The organism is Kitasatospora sp. NPDC059599 (assembly GCF_042735125.1).
Lineage (GTDB): Bacteria > Actinomycetota > Actinomycetes > Streptomycetales > Streptomycetaceae > Kitasatospora.
In genome coordinates, this window is sequence record NZ_JBHWCL010000123.1 from 14430 (window position 1) to 30356 (window position 15927).

General features: G+C 73.5%; 17 protein-coding genes. 7 read left to right on the forward strand and 10 right to left on the reverse strand.

What is annotated here, in order from left to right:
* The first annotated feature begins 27 nt into the window (after positions 1-27).
* From ACFV04_RS32425 to ACFV04_RS32435, 3 genes are all read left to right on the forward strand, one after another.
* Positions 28-1332, forward strand: a complete 1305-nt coding sequence (locus tag ACFV04_RS32425; protein WP_380340571.1) for an adenosylmethionine--8-amino-7-oxononanoate transaminase — start codon at positions 28-30, stop codon at positions 1330-1332.
* The gene (gene bioD, locus ACFV04_RS32430) at positions 1329-2087 is read left to right on the forward strand and encodes a dethiobiotin synthase (RefSeq protein ID WP_380340569.1); all 759 of its coding nucleotides are present in this window, start codon (positions 1329-1331) and stop codon (positions 2085-2087) included. The genes ACFV04_RS32425 and bioD overlap by 4 nt, the downstream gene beginning before the upstream one ends.
* A gap of 78 nt (positions 2088-2165) precedes the next feature.
* Positions 2166-2612 (forward strand): hypothetical protein, encoded by a 447-nt coding sequence (locus ACFV04_RS32435; RefSeq protein ID WP_380340566.1) that lies wholly within the window; start codon positions 2166-2168, stop codon positions 2610-2612.
* Positions 2613-2780: 168 nt separating this feature from the next.
* Here the strand turns inward: ACFV04_RS32435 and ACFV04_RS32440 are convergent, their stop codons facing one another.
* Positions 2781-3626, reverse strand: a complete 846-nt coding sequence (locus ACFV04_RS32440; RefSeq protein ID WP_380534366.1) for an alpha/beta fold hydrolase — start codon at positions 3624-3626, stop codon at positions 2781-2783.
* 64 nt (positions 3627-3690) lie between these two features.
* Here ACFV04_RS32440 and ACFV04_RS32445 point away from each other — a divergent pair, with 64 nt between their 5' ends.
* On the forward strand, positions 3691-4242 hold the full coding sequence (locus tag ACFV04_RS32445) for a helix-turn-helix domain-containing protein (protein ID WP_380340560.1): 552 nt from the start codon (positions 3691-3693) through the stop codon (positions 4240-4242).
* Between the two features lie 39 nt (positions 4243-4281).
* Here the strand turns inward: ACFV04_RS32445 and ACFV04_RS32450 are convergent, their stop codons facing one another.
* The 4 genes from ACFV04_RS32450 to ACFV04_RS32465 form a co-directional block, all read right to left on the reverse strand.
* Complete coding sequence (locus tag ACFV04_RS32450; RefSeq protein WP_380340557.1) at positions 4282-4986, reverse strand: DUF6193 family natural product biosynthesis protein; 705 nt, start codon at positions 4984-4986, stop codon at positions 4282-4284.
* 93 nt (positions 4987-5079) lie between these two features.
* Complete coding sequence (locus tag ACFV04_RS32455) at positions 5080-5559, reverse strand: hypothetical protein (RefSeq protein WP_380534368.1); 480 nt, start codon at positions 5557-5559, stop codon at positions 5080-5082.
* 225 nt (positions 5560-5784) lie between these two features.
* Positions 5785-6012: a hypothetical protein gene (locus ACFV04_RS32460; RefSeq protein WP_380534370.1), complete on the reverse strand. Its 228-nt coding sequence runs from the start codon at positions 6010-6012 to the stop codon at positions 5785-5787.
* An 8-nt stretch (positions 6013-6020) separates the two neighbouring features.
* Positions 6021-6341: a hypothetical protein gene (locus ACFV04_RS32465; protein ID WP_380534372.1), complete on the reverse strand. Its 321-nt coding sequence runs from the start codon at positions 6339-6341 to the stop codon at positions 6021-6023.
* 113 nt (positions 6342-6454) lie between these two features.
* Here ACFV04_RS32465 and ACFV04_RS32470 point away from each other — a divergent pair, with 113 nt between their 5' ends.
* Together ACFV04_RS32470 and ACFV04_RS32475 are read left to right on the forward strand one after the other, a co-directional pair.
* Positions 6455-7495, forward strand: a complete 1041-nt coding sequence (locus tag ACFV04_RS32470) for a Scr1 family TA system antitoxin-like transcriptional regulator (RefSeq protein ID WP_380534374.1) — start codon at positions 6455-6457, stop codon at positions 7493-7495.
* Between the two features lie 31 nt (positions 7496-7526).
* Positions 7527-10487: a BTAD domain-containing putative transcriptional regulator gene (locus tag ACFV04_RS32475; RefSeq protein ID WP_380534376.1), complete on the forward strand. Its 2961-nt coding sequence runs from the start codon at positions 7527-7529 to the stop codon at positions 10485-10487.
* Here the strand turns inward: ACFV04_RS32475 and ACFV04_RS32480 are convergent.
* From ACFV04_RS32480 to ACFV04_RS32495, 4 genes are all read right to left on the reverse strand, one after another.
* On the reverse strand, positions 10471-10686 hold the full coding sequence (locus ACFV04_RS32480; protein WP_380340542.1) for a hypothetical protein: 216 nt from the start codon (positions 10684-10686) through the stop codon (positions 10471-10473). The two genes, ACFV04_RS32475 and ACFV04_RS32480, sit on opposite strands and share 17 nt — an antisense overlap.
* A gap of 124 nt (positions 10687-10810) precedes the next feature.
* The gene (locus tag ACFV04_RS32485; protein WP_380340539.1) at positions 10811-11209 is read right to left on the reverse strand and encodes a hypothetical protein; all 399 of its coding nucleotides are present in this window, start codon (positions 11207-11209) and stop codon (positions 10811-10813) included.
* Positions 11210-11652: 443 nt separating this feature from the next.
* Positions 11653-12651: an ArsR/SmtB family transcription factor gene (locus tag ACFV04_RS32490; RefSeq protein WP_380340536.1), complete on the reverse strand. Its 999-nt coding sequence runs from the start codon at positions 12649-12651 to the stop codon at positions 11653-11655.
* Between the two features lie 266 nt (positions 12652-12917).
* The gene (locus ACFV04_RS32495) at positions 12918-13697 is read right to left on the reverse strand and encodes a helix-turn-helix domain-containing protein (RefSeq protein WP_380534379.1); all 780 of its coding nucleotides are present in this window, start codon (positions 13695-13697) and stop codon (positions 12918-12920) included.
* An 86-nt stretch (positions 13698-13783) separates the two neighbouring features.
* Here ACFV04_RS32495 and ACFV04_RS32500 point away from each other — a divergent pair, with 86 nt between their 5' ends.
* Positions 13784-15247 carry an aminopeptidase P family protein gene (locus tag ACFV04_RS32500; protein WP_380534382.1) on the forward strand — a complete coding sequence of 488 codons (1464 nt, stop codon included), beginning with the start codon at positions 13784-13786 and terminating at the stop codon, positions 15245-15247.
* Positions 15248-15364: 117 nt separating this feature from the next.
* Here the strand turns inward: ACFV04_RS32500 and ACFV04_RS32505 are convergent, their stop codons facing one another.
* Positions 15365-15802 carry a GNAT family N-acetyltransferase gene (locus ACFV04_RS32505; RefSeq protein ID WP_360262977.1) on the reverse strand — a complete coding sequence of 146 codons (438 nt, stop codon included), beginning with the start codon at positions 15800-15802 and terminating at the stop codon, positions 15365-15367.
* Positions 15803-15927 lie beyond the last annotated feature (125 nt).

Sequence of the window (15927 nt, forward strand, 5' to 3'; positions counted from 1 at the left end):
TTCGGATCACTTCGGAGAGATCTCACCATGCCCCAGCTGTCCGCGGACACGCTGCTCACCCTCGACCGCGCCCACGTCTGGCACCCGTACGGGCCGATGCCCGGCACCGCCACCCCGTACGTGGTCGAGTCCGCCTCCGGCGTACGGCTGCGCCTGGCCCACGAGGTCGCGGGCGGGCAACGCGAGCTGGTCGACGGGATGTCGTCCTGGTGGGCGGCGATCCACGGCTACCGGCACCCGGTCCTGGACGGGGCCGTGCGCGAGCAGCTGGGGCGGATGAGCCACGTCATGTTCGGCGGGCTCACCCACGAGCCCGCCGTCCGGCTGGCCGCCACGCTGGTGGAGATCACCCCGGAGCCGCTGCAGCACGTCTTCCTCGCCGACTCGGGTTCGGTCGCCGTCGAGGTCGCGATGAAGATGTGCCTGCAGTACTGGCAGTCCACCGGTCGGCCGCAGAAGCGCCGGCTGCTGACCTGGCGCGGCGGCTACCACGGCGACACCTTCCACCCGATGTCGGTCTGCGACCCGGACGGCGGGATGCACCACCTGTGGGGCGGGGTGCTGCCCGGGCAGCTCTTCGCGCCGCAGCCGCCGGCCGGGTTCGACGCCCCGCTCGACGCCGAGTACGCCGCCCGGTTCGAGGAGTTGATGGCGCGTCACGCCGACGAGCTGGCCGCCGTCATCGTCGAGCCGGTGGTCCAGGGCGCGGGCGGCATGCAGTTCCACTCCCCCGCGTACCTGCGCATGCTGCGCGAACTCTGCGACCGGTACGGGGTGTTGCTGGTCTTCGACGAGATCGCCACCGGATTCGGCCGCAGCGGCGCGCTGTTCGCCGCCGACCACGCGGGCGTCGCGCCGGACGTGATGTGCCTCGGGAAGGCCCTCACCGGCGGCTACCTGACCCTGGCCGCCGCACTGTGCACCGGTGAGATCGCCGACGGGATCAGCCGCGGCGAGATGCCGGTGCTCGCGCACGGCCCGACCTTCATGGGCAACCCGCTGGCCTGCGCCGCCGCCAACGCCTCGCTGGACCTGCTGCTCGGCCAGGACTGGGCGGTGGAGGTCAAGCGCATCGAGGACGGGCTGCGCGGCGGCCTCGCGGCGGCCGCGGACGTCCCCGGCGTGCACGACGTACGGGTCCGGGGCGCCATCGGCGTCGTGCAGCTCGACCACCCGGTGGACGTCCGGGCGGCGACCGAGGCGGCCGCACGGGAGGGCGTCTGGCTGCGCCCCTTCCGGGACCTGATCTACACGATGCCCCCCTATGTGACGGAGGACGAGGACGTGGCACGGATCGCTGCCGCCGTGACCGCCGCGGCGGTGGCGGGATGACCGGCACCACCACCGAGGGGACGGGCGCGCGCATCCTCTTCGTGACGGGCACGAACACGGACGTCGGCAAGACCGTCGCCACCGCCGCCGTCGCCTCGGCCGCGCTGCACAGCGGCCGCAAGGTCGCCGTGCTCAAGCCCGGACAGACCGGTGTCGCCCCGGGCGAGCCCGGCGATGCGGCCGAAGTGGAGCGCCTGGCAGGCGAACTGACGATCCGTGAACTGGTGCGCTACCCGGAGCCGCTGGCCCCCGACACCGCCGCCCGGCGGGCCGGGATGCCGTACCTCTCCCCCGCCGAGGTGGTGGCCGAGGTCGCCGAACTCGCGGCCACGCACGACCTGGTGCTCGTCGAGGGTGCGGGCGGCCTGCTCGTCCGCTACGACGACGAGGGCCGCACCCTCGCCGACCAGGCCCGGGCCGTCCTCGATGCCGGGCTCCCCGCCGAGGTGCTGCTGATCGCCTCCGCCGGACTCGGCACGCTCAACATCGTCTCGCTCACGGCGGAGGCCCTGGCAGCGCGCGAACTCCCGCTCGCGGGCGTCCTCGTCGGCTCCTGGCCCACGGCCCCCGGCCTCGCCGAACGCTGCAACCTCGCCGACCTGCCCCGCTCCGCCGGCGCCCCGCTGCTCGGCGCCCTGCCGGAACGCGCGGGCATGGCCGAGGACTTCGCCGCCCTCGCCCTGGACTCACTGGCACCCGGGCTGGGCGGCCACTGGGACGCGGAGCACTTCGCGCGGGCCCACCGGGCCGAATAGGCCCGGCTTCGCTCGAAGGTGTGATCTCTGCGCCCGAACCATGGGTGCGGCGGGTACGGGCTCAATACGGTTCCTCCCATGACAGACGGGCTGACCATGGACGAGGCCCTGCGGGCCTTGGCCGCCCTGGAGGCGGCGTGGAAGGACGACGACGAGGCGCTGGCCGCCCTGGCGGCGGGCAGCGCCGACGAACCGCCGCTGCCGGCGCTGGTCGCCGCATACGGCGAACACGCGATGGACACACTGATGGCGCTGGCCTTCGGCCTGCGCTCCACCATGAGCGACGAGGAACTCGCCGAGATCTCCGACGCCGTCAGCTCCAACATCGGTGCGCGGATGAGCGCCCTGCTCACCCAGACCCTCAAGGCCTGGGGCACCCTCGCCGCCCCGGACGACTTCGCCGTCACCAAGATCATCGCCCACACCGTGATCGACGCGATGAGGGCCGTCACCGAGGACCCCAACAAGACCGAAGTGCTGCCCCTCCTCGCCACCTTCCGCAGCTACGCCCTCAGCGACGTCTGAGCACCGGATGACTCGGTGCGGGCTTCGAGCCTCCTCGGAGCCCGCACCTTCACATCGGGCCTTTCGCCACGGCGGAGGCCGTCGGCCCGTCCGAATCCCTCACGGGCTGGACGGCCGGCGCCCGCCGAGCGCGGCGCATTCAGGCTCTCCGGGCGTTCGTCCGGCCGGTCAGCCGGTCCGGTCGAGGAGGCTCCGGACCCGGTCGGCGACGATCCCCGGCCGCTCGGCCTGGATGAGGTGGCCGGAGTCCACGGTCTCGAACCGGCCGTCGGGCAGGGACTCGGCCCAGCGCCGCCGGTGCTCGGTCAGGGCGGCGTGGTGCCGGGCCCGGCCCTTCTGCGGCCGGGCGGCCGAGAGCAGGACGGTGGGGCACGTCGGCGGGGCGGGCGGCTCGGCGCGGAAGCGCGGGATGGCCTCGGCCACGGCTGCGATCTCCTTCCGTGTCTGCGCGATGCCCGCCGGGACGAAGTCCTCGGCGAGCATGGCCGCGTAGGTGTCCGCCGGGTAGAGACGCCGGAGGTCACCGCTGGCCAGGCGGGCCGGCAGGCGGTACCGGAAGAGTGCCTGCGTCACCGCCAGCGACCGGTCGACCTTCACCGCGGTCCGGTCGAAGGTGTCGTAGACGGGCGCGCTCTCGGCTGCCGGGTCAAGCAGGAGCAGCCCCCGCAGCCGCCGGCCCAGCCCCTCCACGGCGCGGCGGGCGACCAGCCCGCCCATGCTGTGCGCGACGAGCACGAAGCCGCCGGGGACGACCGCCTCGACCAGCGCGACGAGGTCCGCGGCCAGGTCGTCGATGCTCTGCCGGGCAGCCGTTCGGCCGCTGCGCCCGAAGCCTGCGCGGTCGTAGGCGACCAGTCGCGTCCGGTCCGCCAGCAGGGCGACCACCGGGTCCCAGCAGGTGCGCCCCATTCCCCCTCCCGCCTCGAAGACCACCCGGTCCGTTCCGCTGCCGGACTCCTCCACATGAACGGTCCGGCCGTTCACCTGCACCGCCCGCCCCGCTGCCTGACGCATGCCCCCTCCAAGGCTCGCCGTTTCCACTTTCGATAATAGTATCGAGTATGGAATTGTGAAGCCCATGGACACCACCGACGTTCTTCTCCACCCGGTGCGCCTGCGCGTGGTGCACGCGCTCGCCGGCGGCCGCGAACTGACCACCGCACAGTTGTGCGAGCGCATGCCCGACGTGGCGAAGGTGACCATGTACCGGCACGTCGCCCTGCTCGCCGAGGCGGGCTTCCTGGAGGTGGCCGGCGAGCAGCGGGTGCGCGGCACCGTCGAGCGGCACTACCGGCTGCGCCAGGACCGCCCGGTCGTGGATGCCGACGCCGCCGCCGCCATGACGCCGGACGACCACCGCCGGGGCTTCGCCGCCGCCATGGCCGTGCTCATCGCGGAGTTCAACGCCTACCTCGACCGCGACGGCGCCGACCCGGTGACCGACGCGGTCTCCTACCGCCAGGGCACGCTCTGGCTCAGCCCGGACGAACTCGCCGAGATGACGGCTCAGTTGCGCGCAGTGTTGGGCCCCCGACTGGCCAACCGGCCGGCACCGGGCCGCGCACCCTACCTGCTCAGCCCCATCCACTTCCCGGTCGGTCCGCAGTCCCCCGACGAGGCCCGGCCATGAGGTGACGCCATCGCCCCTGCTCCGCGCCCTCGGGCCGCCTCAGCGTGCCGGCCCGAGCCCCTCCGGGAGGGCGGCCACCACGAGGGCGACGGCTTCCTCCGGCGTCTCGGTACGCGCGACCAACTCGCTGTGGTGCCACACCCCGTACAGCCCCTCGTCGTCCGGGCGAACGGTGTACCCGGTACTCACGCGCCGTTCGACACTGGTGGAGAACCAGAGGTCGAAGTGGCTGTTGACCGGCATCAGCCGACGGAGCGCCGGCTGGGCGTACGCCGCCGCCAGTAGCGCGTGGGCGCGCGGGTGCCGGTTGTACGGCGGCGTGTGGACACGGTCGAGCTTGAGGCACCAGGCCAACTCGACGGCACCGAGCGGCTCCCGCTCGTGGACCAGGGCCCACGGACCGAACCGGATGAACGAGGCTCGCGCCCGGGTCCCTTCGAGTCCCGCGCCGCCCGTCCACGCGGCCGTCGCCCTGGCCACCTTGGCCGGGTCCGAGGTCCGCCCCCAGGCCAGGCGGGTGCCGTGGTCCTTGAGGTCCACCTGGAAGGTCCGCCGCCCCCTGTCGGGCGGGTGCACCACCGCGCGCCGCGCGCCGTCCGCGCCGACGTACTCCGCGAGATGACGCCACGTGCTGTCCGTCGCGGGCAGGGCGAGCCCGAGTTCCTCGGCCGTGCGCCCCAGTACGGCCCGCAGGGCCTCGCCCTCGTCCCAGCCACGCTCGCCAAGCCCCGCCCCCGAGTTCATGAGCCCAGTGTGCCCCGGCCCGCCCGTTCGCACGCGGCCGGGGCCCGTGGAGAGGACTCCGGCCGACGAACCCCGACGTTCCGGTCGGGATCGTTACCTGCGCGGCGCCGTCGCGGCGACCGGCCCGCGGCCCCAGAACGCCCGGTAGAGCAGCATTCCCGCCACACCGATGACGCCGACCGGCAGCATCAGCACCCACGGGAGCAGCACGGACCCCCACCCCACCTGCGCCGGGAACGCCACCGTGGACGGCCGGTGCGGGTTGATCAGCACGGTCCGCACCGCGCCCGTCTCGAGCCCGGCGGGCACGCTGCCCAGGTCGCGGTCGGGCGTGACCTCCCGGCCGTCGGCCAGCGCGAGCACGATCCTGCCCGGCCGTTCCCCCTTCGGGCCCCGGTACTCCGCCGTCACTACCGTGGCCTGTACGCGGCCGGCATCGGCGTAGCGGTAGTGGTAGCGCGCCTGCGCCCCCATCGCCGCCAGGCTCAGCAGGACGAAGCCGCCGAACACGACGAGCCCGATGACCAGCGCCGTTCTGTTGTACAGCGGTATTCCGAGCGCTTTCCGCGCCATGATCCCCCCAGTTGCTCGGGGCCAGAGCATAGACCCCCGTTCGACCCCTCGTCCGGGGGTGGGACTACATCCACCCGACGGCGAAGGCGAATCCGCCCGTCGAGGCGGCGAGGAAGACGAGGACGAACACCAGGCCGCGCGCCGGTGCGGGTTCACCCTCGGGGATCAGGAGGAGCGCGGCACCGGCGATCGCGAGGGAGCCGACGGTGATGAGGCCGGCGGCGACTACGGCCGCATACCTCTGCGGAGGACGACGACCAGCCGCTCGATGACGTCCGGCCGGGCGGCCCCGAGGTCGATCAGGATGACGCCGGTCGATGTGGCCGAGCGCCAGTCGATGCCGAGGGAGGGGAGTTCGACGGCGGCGGCGCTCAGGACGGCCTGGAGGTCGTCGAGAATGTCGGCCGCGGCGCGACGGTCCTCGGCCGTGGTCTTGTCGATCATGCTGCTCATAGGGCATCTCACAGTTCGGAGTCGGTGATCCAACGCGCTTCGGTCTCCCACTCGACGCCGCCGCCGACGGGGCGGAGGAAGGCGAGGCCCTGCTGCCAGCCCATGAAGGCGGCCCAGCGGCCGGAGCGGACGTCGAAGACCCGCTCGCCGACGGACGAGGGGCGGTAGGGCTCGGACGGCGGCGCCACCCGTCGTACGGGCGGCGCCGCCGGGGCGACGGAGTTGGAGGGCATGCGGGCCTCGGGGACGGAATCGCCGCACTGCGCGCAGAGGCAGGGCGGGAAGTTTCGCCGCAGGATCAGGCTTTCACCGGATTGATTGTTCGTCATATCCACTGACCAGTTCCTCTCTGTTGCCAACTCCTCACCAAGAGTGGCCAGTCGTGGCTAGCATCGGAAGAGCTTTCCTTTGACAGCACATGTTGTGGAATCGAGTGATCACCATGACCGAGCAGGTACTTGACCCCACCTCCTCCCCGAACGGGGTCATCGGCGTCCAGCTGCGCCGGTTCCGCAAGGCGAGGGGGCTCACGCAGGTCGAACTCGGCGAGCTGATCAACTACAGCGACTCTCTGATCTCCCTGATCGAGACCGGAGCACGTCCTGCTCCCCTGAACCTCCTCCGGCGGGCTGACAGGGTGCTCGACACCTGTGGAGCGCTTGAACTCCTGTACTGGAGCACGAAGAGCAGCACTCTGATCGGCGGATTCTTCGCCTACATCGAGCACGAAACCAAGGCAACCGCCTTTAAAATCTACGAACTGAACGTCATTCCCGGGCTCCTGCAGACGCGGGCCTATGCCTCGGCGCTCATCAATGCCGCGGCCCAAAGAGGCGAGATCCCCGAGGAAAAGGCCGTCGAACGCCTGAATGTCCGCATGGCGAGGCAGTCCGTGCTGTACCGCGAACCGGCACCCGCCATCCACATCGTCATGGACGAGAGCTGTCTGCGGCCCGTTGGCGGCCCCTCCGTCATGGCCGAACAGCTTGGCCGACTTGAGCGAGTGGCTGCCCTTCCACACGTCATGCTGCAGATCGCGCCGTGCAGCCTCGGCGAACACGTCCCGACAACAATGCAGTTCACGCTGCTGACCAGTCCTGACGAGAAGTGGATGGCCTATCTCGAAACCATCCAACGGGGCTACCTTGAGCGCGACGACGCAGAGCAGATCGGTTCCCTCGCAAGGACTTACGATTGGCTCCAGGCCCAAGCCCTCTCATGTGCGGACTCGATGTCTCTCATCCGCACCCGTCTCAAGGAGCTCCACGCCATGTTCCCCATCACGACGGTCAAGCCCACCTCCTGGTTGAAGTCCTCTTACAGCAACGGTGGGGGCCAGTGCATCGAGGTCGCCCCCGGCATCCCCGGGGTCCTGCCGGTCCGCGACAGCAAGGACCCCGACGGCCCCCAGCTCGCCTTCGGCCCGGAGGCCTGGCGATCGTTCATCGTCGGCGTCAAGGCCGGCGAGTTCGGCACCAGCTGATCCGTCCCGACTGCCCATCAGGGGGAATGCCTTGCCGTTAGCCAGTGATCCGAATCAGCTCAGCTTCGCGTTGCTCGGCGCGCTGCGGGTGCAGCGCGCCGATTCTGCCGTCGAGTTGGGGGCGCCTCGGCAGCGGTCCGTCCTGGTCGCCCTCCTCCTGCGGCCGGACTCCGTCGTCACGGTCGACGAACTGGTCGACGACCTGTGGGGCGACCAGCCGCCCGGCTCGCCCCTCATCACCCTCCGGTCCTACATCTCCCAGCTGCGGAAGCTGTTGGAGCCCGCACGCGACACCCCGACCGTCCTGCTGTCCCAGGCAGGTGGCTACCGGCTGGCGATCGATCCGGACCTCGTCGACCTGGGCCGGGTCAGGCGCCTCCACGATCTGGCCGGACGGTGCTCGGCCGCGCACCCCGAGCGCGCCCGGGACCACTTGAGGGACGCGTTGTCGCTGTGGCACGGCGAACCGTTGCTCGACCTCCCGGGCCCGTTCCTGCGGCGCGAGCGGGAGCGGCTGTCGGAGTTGCGTCTGACGCTCCTGGAGGAGCGCCTCGCCCTGGACGTCGTTCTCGGCGGACCGGCCGACCACCTCCCCGAGTTGGAGTCCCTCGCCGCCGGTCATCCGTTCCGCGAGCGTCTGCAGGGCCTGCTCATCCGCGCGTTGCACCGCCAGGGCCGTGCGCCGGAGGCGCGCGCGGTCTACGACGCGCTGCACGCCCGGCTCGTGGAGCACCTGGGGATCGAGCCCGGCCCTGAACTCGCCGCCCTGCGTGACGGCCTTGACCCGGACCAACTCCCCCCTGCGTTGCCGCACTTCACCGGCCGACAGGAGCACGTCGTCCGCATCGACCGGGCTCTGACCGCGCGGACCGGCCCCGCCCTGCGTCTGGTGTCCGTCACCGGTATGGCGGGGGTCGGGAAGACGGCCCTCGCCGTGCGTGCGGCCCATGCCCTGCGCCCGGAGTTCCCGGACGGCCGGTTGTACGCGGATCTGCGGGGCGCCGACCTGGTGCCCGCCAGTGCGTCCGACATCCTGGCGGACTTCCTGACCGCGCTGGGTGTCCGGCCGTCGGCCGTGCCGAAGGACCTGGCGGGCAGGTCCGCGCTCTTCCGGTCGGCCAGCGCCGGAAGGCGTCTGCTGATCGTCCTGGACAACGCGCGGGACGACGCCCAGGTCCAGCCGCTGCTGCCCGGTTGCCCGGACTGCGCGGTGATCGTCACCAGTCGTACGGTGCTCTACGGCGTGCCGTCGGTCCTGCACGTCGCGCTGGACGTGTTCAGCGAGGACGAGGCGATCGGCCTGCTGGACGCGGTCATCGGTGCCTCCCGAAGGTCTGCTCAGAGCGAGCAGGCCGGGCTGTTGGTCGAGGCCTGCGGCCGGCTGCCGCTGGCCGTGCGGATCGCGGCGGCGCAGCTCGCCGCGACCCCTGGCCGGCCGATCGCCGACCTCGTCCGGCGTCTGGCCGACGACCGTGAGGGGATCGGCGCACTCCGTACCCGGGACGTCGCCGTCGAGCAGGTCTTCGAGCTGGGTCACCGACGGCTCTCCCCGCCGCTGGCAACGGCCTTCCGCATGCTGTCCTGGATCGAGCCGGACATCGGCCTGGCGTCGGCAGCCGCGGTCCTGGGTCTGCCGGAGGACCGGGCGGAGCAGCTCGCCGAGTCACTGGTGGACCAGGCGCTGCTGGAGTCCCTGGGTGCGGGACGCTACCGCTTCCACGACCTGGTGCGTGCCTTCGCCCGCCGGACGTCGCGGCGGCACGACCGGGAGGAACGGGCGGCCGCGCACCGGCGGCTGCTGGCCCTGCTGCTCGGCTGCGCCCGGACGGCCTTCGCGCTCGCCGTTCCCGGTGACCCGGTGGCCGACGTGTTCGGCGCGCCGGCTCCCGACCGGGCCGACCACGCCGACCCCGCCGATCGGGCCGCCCTCGCCGGCCGGGCCGACGCCGCCGACCGCCCGGTCTTCGCGGATCCGGCGGGCGCCCGCCGGTGGGCGCGGGCCGAGACGCCGGGAGCCGTGGCGCTCGCCGCCGCCGTCGCCACCGACGGCCCCACGGCCGCAACAGCCGCAACAGCCGAACTACGGTCCGCCGTCGACCTGTTGATCGCCCTCAGTCCGCTCGGCCTCGGCGCCTTCGGCGGCCGGGCGGAGGAGGCGGCCCGGCTCCTGATCGCCGCGGCGGTCTCCTCCGGCGACCGTTTCACGGAGGGCCGTTCCCGTTTCCTCCTGGGCACGATCCTGCTCTCCCGTGCCAGGCTCGACGAGGCCGACGCGCAGGCACGGCTGGCCGCACGGGCCTGCGAGGAGGCCGGGGACCCGCCGGTGCTCCGGCAGGCCCTCAACGACCTGGGGCTGATCGCGCAGGCCGAGGGCCGGCACGAGGAGGCGATCGCCGCCTTCGACGAGGCGGCGGCGCTGGCCCGGCGGCTCGGCCACCGCTCGGGTGAGGTCGCCAGCACCGCGAACGCGGCACTGTCCCGGATCCGCAGCGGTCACGCGGCCGGGGCGGTGGAGACCTGCCTCCGTCTCCTCGCCGAACCCGGCGGGACCGCCGACGCCGCGATGACCGCCTACGTGCACTACGTCCTCGGCCTCGCCCACCAGGTGCTGGGCCGGCTCGACGACGCCGCCGCCCGGATGCGGTCCTGCATCGGCTGCGCGAACGCCGCCGGGGATCTCGACCGCGAGTCGGCCGCCCGCAGCCGCCTCGCCGACATCCTGCGCCTGCTGGGCCGGGTCGACGAGGCCGTCCGGGAGGCGGAGCAGGCACTGGGCCTGGCGACGAAAGGTGGGCGACAGCGCGAACGCGCTCTCGCCCACCTGGTGTTGGCCAACACCCTGACCGCTCGCGGCGATCACCGCACCGCGCGGGACCACGAAGCGCAGGCACGCTTCCTGCTCGGCCGGCTGAGCGCTCCGGAGTCCGCCGACGCGACGCCGCTGCTGACGGCGCTGGCCACGGCCGACGGTGCGGTCACGGGTGCGGAGTGACGATGAGGCCGGTCCCGTTCCACGCGACCTTGTTCGCCAGGCACTGCACGTCCGCCGAGCCGCCGCAGGCCCCGGCCGGCGGTGCGGTCGGCGAGCCGTGCCGCGCGGGCCCTCCCGCGGCCGCGACGACCACACCCAGCACTGACGCCACGACCACCGCACCGGCGACGACCGCGCGGACAACTACCGTTCGAAACACTTCTGACGCTCCTTGCTCAGGTGGGACAAAGCGTCCGCACCTTCGCAGGAGCCGGTAGACAGCCGGTCAACGCGGCCGGCCGCCGCCGCTGCCCGCCCCGGCCGCCCCGGCCGTCCCGGCCGCCTCAGCGGCCTTCGCGGACCAGGAACGAGCCGGAGTCCCAGCGGAGGCCGGCCGGCCCGCCGGTGGGCCAGTCGTGGCTGAGCCGGCGGCGGTCGCGGCCGAGGGCGCCCAGGTCATGGGGGCGCAGGGTGCCGGCGACCAGGCCGGTGGCCTCGGCGGCGGTGAGCGGCATGACCGTCATGGACCGGGAGTCGTCACCGCCCATCCAGTCGACGAACTCGGTGAAGATCCAGACGAACCGCTGCGAGCAGTCCCGGCAGCGCCGCACGTCGACGGAGAAGTGCGAGCCGTCCACGACCTCGGCCTCGTGCTCGAACCTCTCCCGCTGGCCCCGCCACACCGCCTGCGCGTCCTCGCCGTAGCACTGCGCGCAGCCGAACTCCACCATCGGCCTTCTCATCGGTCGACTCCCCGTTCCGCTGTTCCGCCCGTTCCGTGACTGTTCGACGTCCCCGTCGCGGCCCATGATGCCCGCACCGGCGGCGGACGGCAGCGGTACGCCGATCATCGCCCGGAACTCGTCCCGGCCGTCCGGGGGCCGTCGGCATCCCGCCGCACCACCCGGCGGAAGCCGTCCGGCACCGTGGAGAAACCGGCGCCCACGGCCCCTACGCAGGGCAGACGTGCCCTCGGGCCCGGTCGTGCGGCCCCGGGCGGTGCCCCTGTGGCGAGCCCGCCCCCGGACCCGGTGGGGCCGCCGGGGCCGGTGGGACGGGAACCCCCGGGGAGGAACAATTCACGGCCCGTTTCCACACCGTTCGTGCCCCTGGGACCGACCGCCGGCCGCGCGGTTGACGCCCCGGTCCCGGTCCGGTCCCGGTCCGGGCGCAGACCGGTCCGCGCTCAGGCCGGGACCGGGGGCCGCGGGTTGTCGAGCAGCAGGTCGTGGCCGACCTCGGTGAGGGTGTGGCGGACCTGCTTGCCCTGGCGCTGGGTGACGATCAGGCCGGCCCCGCGCAGCGCGGTGGCGTGGGCGGAGGCGGAGGGCGGGGTGACGCCGAGCTGGTGGGCCAGTTCGGTGGTGGAACAGGGGCTGCCCGCGATGGCGCGCAGGACCCGGGCCCGGGCGGGGCCGAGGACGGCGGCGAGGCCGTCGGCGGCCGTGGGACGGGGCTGCGGCTCGGCCGGCGGGGCGCCGACCGGGTGCATCAGCAGGCTCTGGCGGTCCTGGCCGACCAGCAGGCCGATGCCGTGCTGGAGGAAGTAGTTGGGCCGCAGCTCCAGGCCCCGGCCGCCCAGGTCGAAGGTGCCCTCCTGGTCGGCGAGGGTGCACTCCAGCACCCCCTCGTCCCGCCAGACCGCGTTCGGGTGCAGCGAGTCGAGCATCGTGCCGAGCCCGGAGCGGGCGGCGGTACGGGACCGGGCGGCGATGTCGGCCTCCAGGGCGCGGCGGATCTCGGGCCAGTCCGGGGCGAGGCAGGAGCGGAACAGGGCCCAGGCGCCGTCGCTGACCTCGCGCAGGCCGCGGCTGCCGTCGTCGAGCAACCGGGCGAGGGCGTCGGGGAGTCCGGCCGCGCCGCCGAACGCCGCGAGGTCCTCCTCGACGGCGTGCTGCGGTACGGCGAGGACCGCGTCGAGTTCGTCGGTCAGCTGCCGGCGGACGGCGTCGAGGTCGGCCGCCATGAAGCTGGGGACGCCGAGCGCACTGGCGTTGACGAGGTCGAGGAAGCGTCCGGCCCGGTACGGCACGTTCCGACGGACTCCGCGCCACCAGCGTTCACTGCGCAGCCCGACGCACTGGTGCACGCCCAGCCGGGCCGCGCCGGCCATCAGGTGGTCGAGCGGTGAGACGACGAACCGGGTCCTCGCGAGGTCCGCGACCCCGAACCTCAGTGTGATCACGAACCCTCCCCCGGCTCCCCGCAGCCGCCGTGACCTGGCGCTCTCTTGACCTTTAGGCCCTGAGGCTAATGCATGGCCACCCGGCCGCGGCAGTTGGCATGCTCTCCCGGGTCGGCACGGCGGAGCCCCGTTCCGGCCCCCACCACGAGGGGAGTGGGGGCCGGGGCGCCATCCCCGCGTGTCGGCGGGGGGCGCCACCCCGAACGTTCGGCAAACCGAACGTCGCCCCTCGGCTGCCCTCGACCTCCCTCGCCCGCCCGTGCCCGTCAGTGCTCGGGGCGGAGCGCCGGCCCCAGCGCCGGGCGGGGCACCGCCGACAGGGCGCGTCCGTCCGCCGGGCTCACCGCGTCGGCCGGGTCCACCGCGTCCACCGGGCCGGCCAGGTGCAGCCGCTGCTCCGCGCGGTACTGCAGCAGGAGCACCGAGCGGACCGGCTCACCGCCCACGGCGGTGTAGGAGTGCGGCAACGAGGCGTCGAAGCCGACGTAGTCCCCGGGGCCGAGTTCCAGTTCCCGGCGGCCCGCCCGGACCCGCAGCCGGCCGGCCTGGACGATGGTGTGCTCGGTGCCGATGTGACCGGCGGAGATCTGGGTGCCGTCGGTGCGCACCTGCTGGTCGTAGACCTCGAACACCACGTCCCCGGACTCGATCCGGCGCAGCGGGCGCAGGTCGACGCCCCGGCCGCTCAGCACCTCCGCGTCGGCCGCCCGCACCACCGTGACCTCCTCGGCGGGCTGCGCCTCCACCAGGTCGGAGATCGGCACGCCCAGCACCCGGGACAGTCCGAGCACGGTCTCCAGGGTCGGGTTGCCGGCCCCCGACTCCAGCTGGGAGAGCGTGGCCTTGCCGATCCCGGCCCGCCGGGACAGCTCGGACAGCGACAGCCCGCGTTGCGCCCGCGCCCGCTTGAGGTTGGCCGCCAGGACGCTGCGGACGCTCGCCTCACCACGAACGGACTCGTCACCACGAACGGAGTCGTCACCGCGAACGGACTCCTCACCGCGCCCGGGGTCCGCGCCCCGGACGAATTCCTCGGCGTCGTTCACGCTGGACCTCTTCTCTCCCGGCACCTGTTCGATATACCGTACGGGACGCATGCCGACGGACGGGGCAGCGTAGCGAAGCGCGTCGCATCCACCACCCTCACCAGGAGACCGTAGTGACCGAGCCCGCCGACACCATCAAGTACCGGAAGAACGGCCTCACCCGCGGCGTCACGGACGAACTCGCGGCGAACATGAAGCAGGGCTGGGCCGACACCGAGCGCACCGCCCTGGAGCCGGTCCCGCAGGCCGCGCACACCGCCCGCCGACGCGCCGAACTGTCCGCCGCGTTCCCCGGCGAGCTGCTGGTGGTCCCGTCCGGCAACCCCAAGGTGCGGGCCAACGACACCGACTACCCGTTCCGCCCGTCCTCCGACTACGCCTACCTGACGGGCGACCAGTCCCAGGACGCCGTGCTGGTGCTGCGGCCGACCGGGGCGAGCGGCCACGACGCCGTCCTCTACCTGCGCGACCGCTCCGAGGTCGACAACGGCGAGTTCTGGCTGGACACCCACGGCGAGCTGTGGGACGGCCGCCGCAACAGCCTCGCCGAGAGCGAGCAGCTGCTCGGCCTGCCCTGCCGGGACGTCCGCGGCGTGCACGCCGACCTGCGCGCGGCCGACGGCCCGGCGCGGGTGCTGCGCCGCCACGACGCGGGCGTGGAGGCGGCCCTCGACGGCCGGGCGGTCGCCGAGCGGGACGAGGAGTTCGAGGTCTTCCTGTCCGGACTGCGCCTGGTGAAGGACGAGTTCGAGGTCGCCGAGCTGCGCTTCGCCTGCGCGGCGACCGCCCGGGGATTCGAGGACGTGGTGCGCGTCCTCGGCACCGACACCGACACGGCGGAGCGGCTGATCGAGGGCACCTTCTTCGTCCGCGCCCGGGTCGAGGGCAACGACGTCGGGTACGGCACGATCGCCGCGGCCGGCCCGCACGCCACCACCATGCACTGGGTGCGCAACGACGGCCACGCCAGGCCGGGCGACCTCCTGCTGCTCGACGCGGGCGTGGAGACCAACCACCTCTACACCGCCGACATCACCCGCACCCTGCCGGTCAGCGGCCGCTTCACCGACCTGCAACGCAAGGTCTACGACGCCGTGTTCGCGGCGCAGGAGGCCGGCATCGCCGCGGTGCGGCCGGGCGCGGACTTCCGCGACTTCCACCGCGCCGCCCAGCGCGAACTCGCCGAACACCTCACCTCCTGGGGCCTGTTCGGCGACCTGACCGCCGACAAGGTGTACGAGCTGGGCCTGCACCGCCGCTTCACCCTGGCCGGCACCGGCCACATGCTGGGCATCGACGTCCACGACTGCGCCCACTCCCTCACCGAGATCCACGTGGACGGCCCGCTGAAGCCGGGCATGGTGCTCACCGTCGAGCCGGGCATCTACTTCCAGCAGAACGACCTGACGGTCCCGGAGGAGTACCGCGGCATCGGCGTGCGGATCGAGGACGACATCCTGGTCACCGAGGACGGCAACGAGAACCTTTCCGCTGCCCTCCCCCGCCGCTCGGACGAGGTCGAGGCCTGGCTGGCCGGCCTGCGCGGCTGACGGCGGCGCCGGGCGGCCGTCCGACCGGCGGCGGCCGCCCGGGCCGGGACCGGGACCGGGACCGGGACCGGCGGCAGAAGCGCCGACGGGCGGGAGGCGGCAGCGGCCGGGTGCGGGTCAGCTCTCCAGCGGCTTGACCCACCGGCTCCACTGCGGCTCGGGCGCGTACCCGGCGGCCTGCCAGGTGCGGTGGCCGAGCGCGTTGTCGTCCAGCACCATGGCGTCGGCGCGGCGCCCGCCGAGCGCGGCGAAGCGCTCCTCCGCGGCGGCCAGCAGGGCGGCGCCGATGCCGCGGCGGCGGTGCTCGGGGTCGACGGCGAGGCGGTAGAGGTGGCAGCGCCAGCCGTCCCAGCCGGCGATCACGGTGCCGAGGAGGGTCCGCGGGTCGTCGGCCGGGGTGGCGACGATCAGGCACGCGGGGTCGCGGGCGAGCAGCGCGGCCACGCCCGCCTCGTCGTCCGTGATGCTGGCGCCCTTGGCGGCCCGGGCCCAGAGGGCGAGCAGGGCGGGGATCTCGTCGGGGGTGGCGGGGCGCAGGGCGATCTGTTCGGTCATGCGAGCCTGTCTAGCAGCGGGCCCGCTGCCGCCACCGGGAATTCCACTCCCCGGACGGCCCGCACCCGGACGGCCCGCACCGCGAACGGCGGCGCCGCCCCCCCCGGCCCCGCCAGCCGGCGGAG

Coding starts and splice junctions, on each gene's coding strand:
- ACFV04_RS32425 (WP_380340571.1), top strand. CDS start 28: ATGCCCCAGCTGTCCGCGGACACGCTGCTCACCCTCGACCGCGCCCAC.
- bioD (WP_380340569.1), top strand. CDS start 1,329: ATGACCGGCACCACCACCGAGGGGACGGGCGCGCGCATCCTCTTCGTG.
- ACFV04_RS32435 (WP_380340566.1), top strand. CDS start 2,166: ATGACAGACGGGCTGACCATGGACGAGGCCCTGCGGGCCTTGGCCGCC.
- ACFV04_RS32440 (WP_380534366.1), bottom strand. CDS start 3,626: ATGCGTCAGGCAGCGGGGCGGGCGGTGCAGGTGAACGGCCGGACCGTT.
- ACFV04_RS32445 (WP_380340560.1), top strand. CDS start 3,691: ATGGACACCACCGACGTTCTTCTCCACCCGGTGCGCCTGCGCGTGGTG.
- ACFV04_RS32450 (WP_380340557.1), bottom strand. CDS start 4,986: ATGAACTCGGGGGCGGGGCTTGGCGAGCGTGGCTGGGACGAGGGCGAG.
- ACFV04_RS32455 (WP_380534368.1), bottom strand. CDS start 5,559: ATGGCGCGGAAAGCGCTCGGAATACCGCTGTACAACAGAACGGCGCTG.
- ACFV04_RS32460 (WP_380534370.1), bottom strand. CDS start 6,012: ATGAGCAGCATGATCGACAAGACCACGGCCGAGGACCGTCGCGCCGCG.
- ACFV04_RS32465 (WP_380534372.1), bottom strand. CDS start 6,341: ATGACGAACAATCAATCCGGTGAAAGCCTGATCCTGCGGCGAAACTTC.
- ACFV04_RS32470 (WP_380534374.1), top strand. CDS start 6,455: ATGACCGAGCAGGTACTTGACCCCACCTCCTCCCCGAACGGGGTCATC.
- ACFV04_RS32485 (WP_380340539.1), bottom strand. CDS start 11,209: ATGAGAAGGCCGATGGTGGAGTTCGGCTGCGCGCAGTGCTACGGCGAG.
- ACFV04_RS32505 (WP_360262977.1), bottom strand. CDS start 15,802: ATGACCGAACAGATCGCCCTGCGCCCCGCCACCCCCGACGAGATCCCC.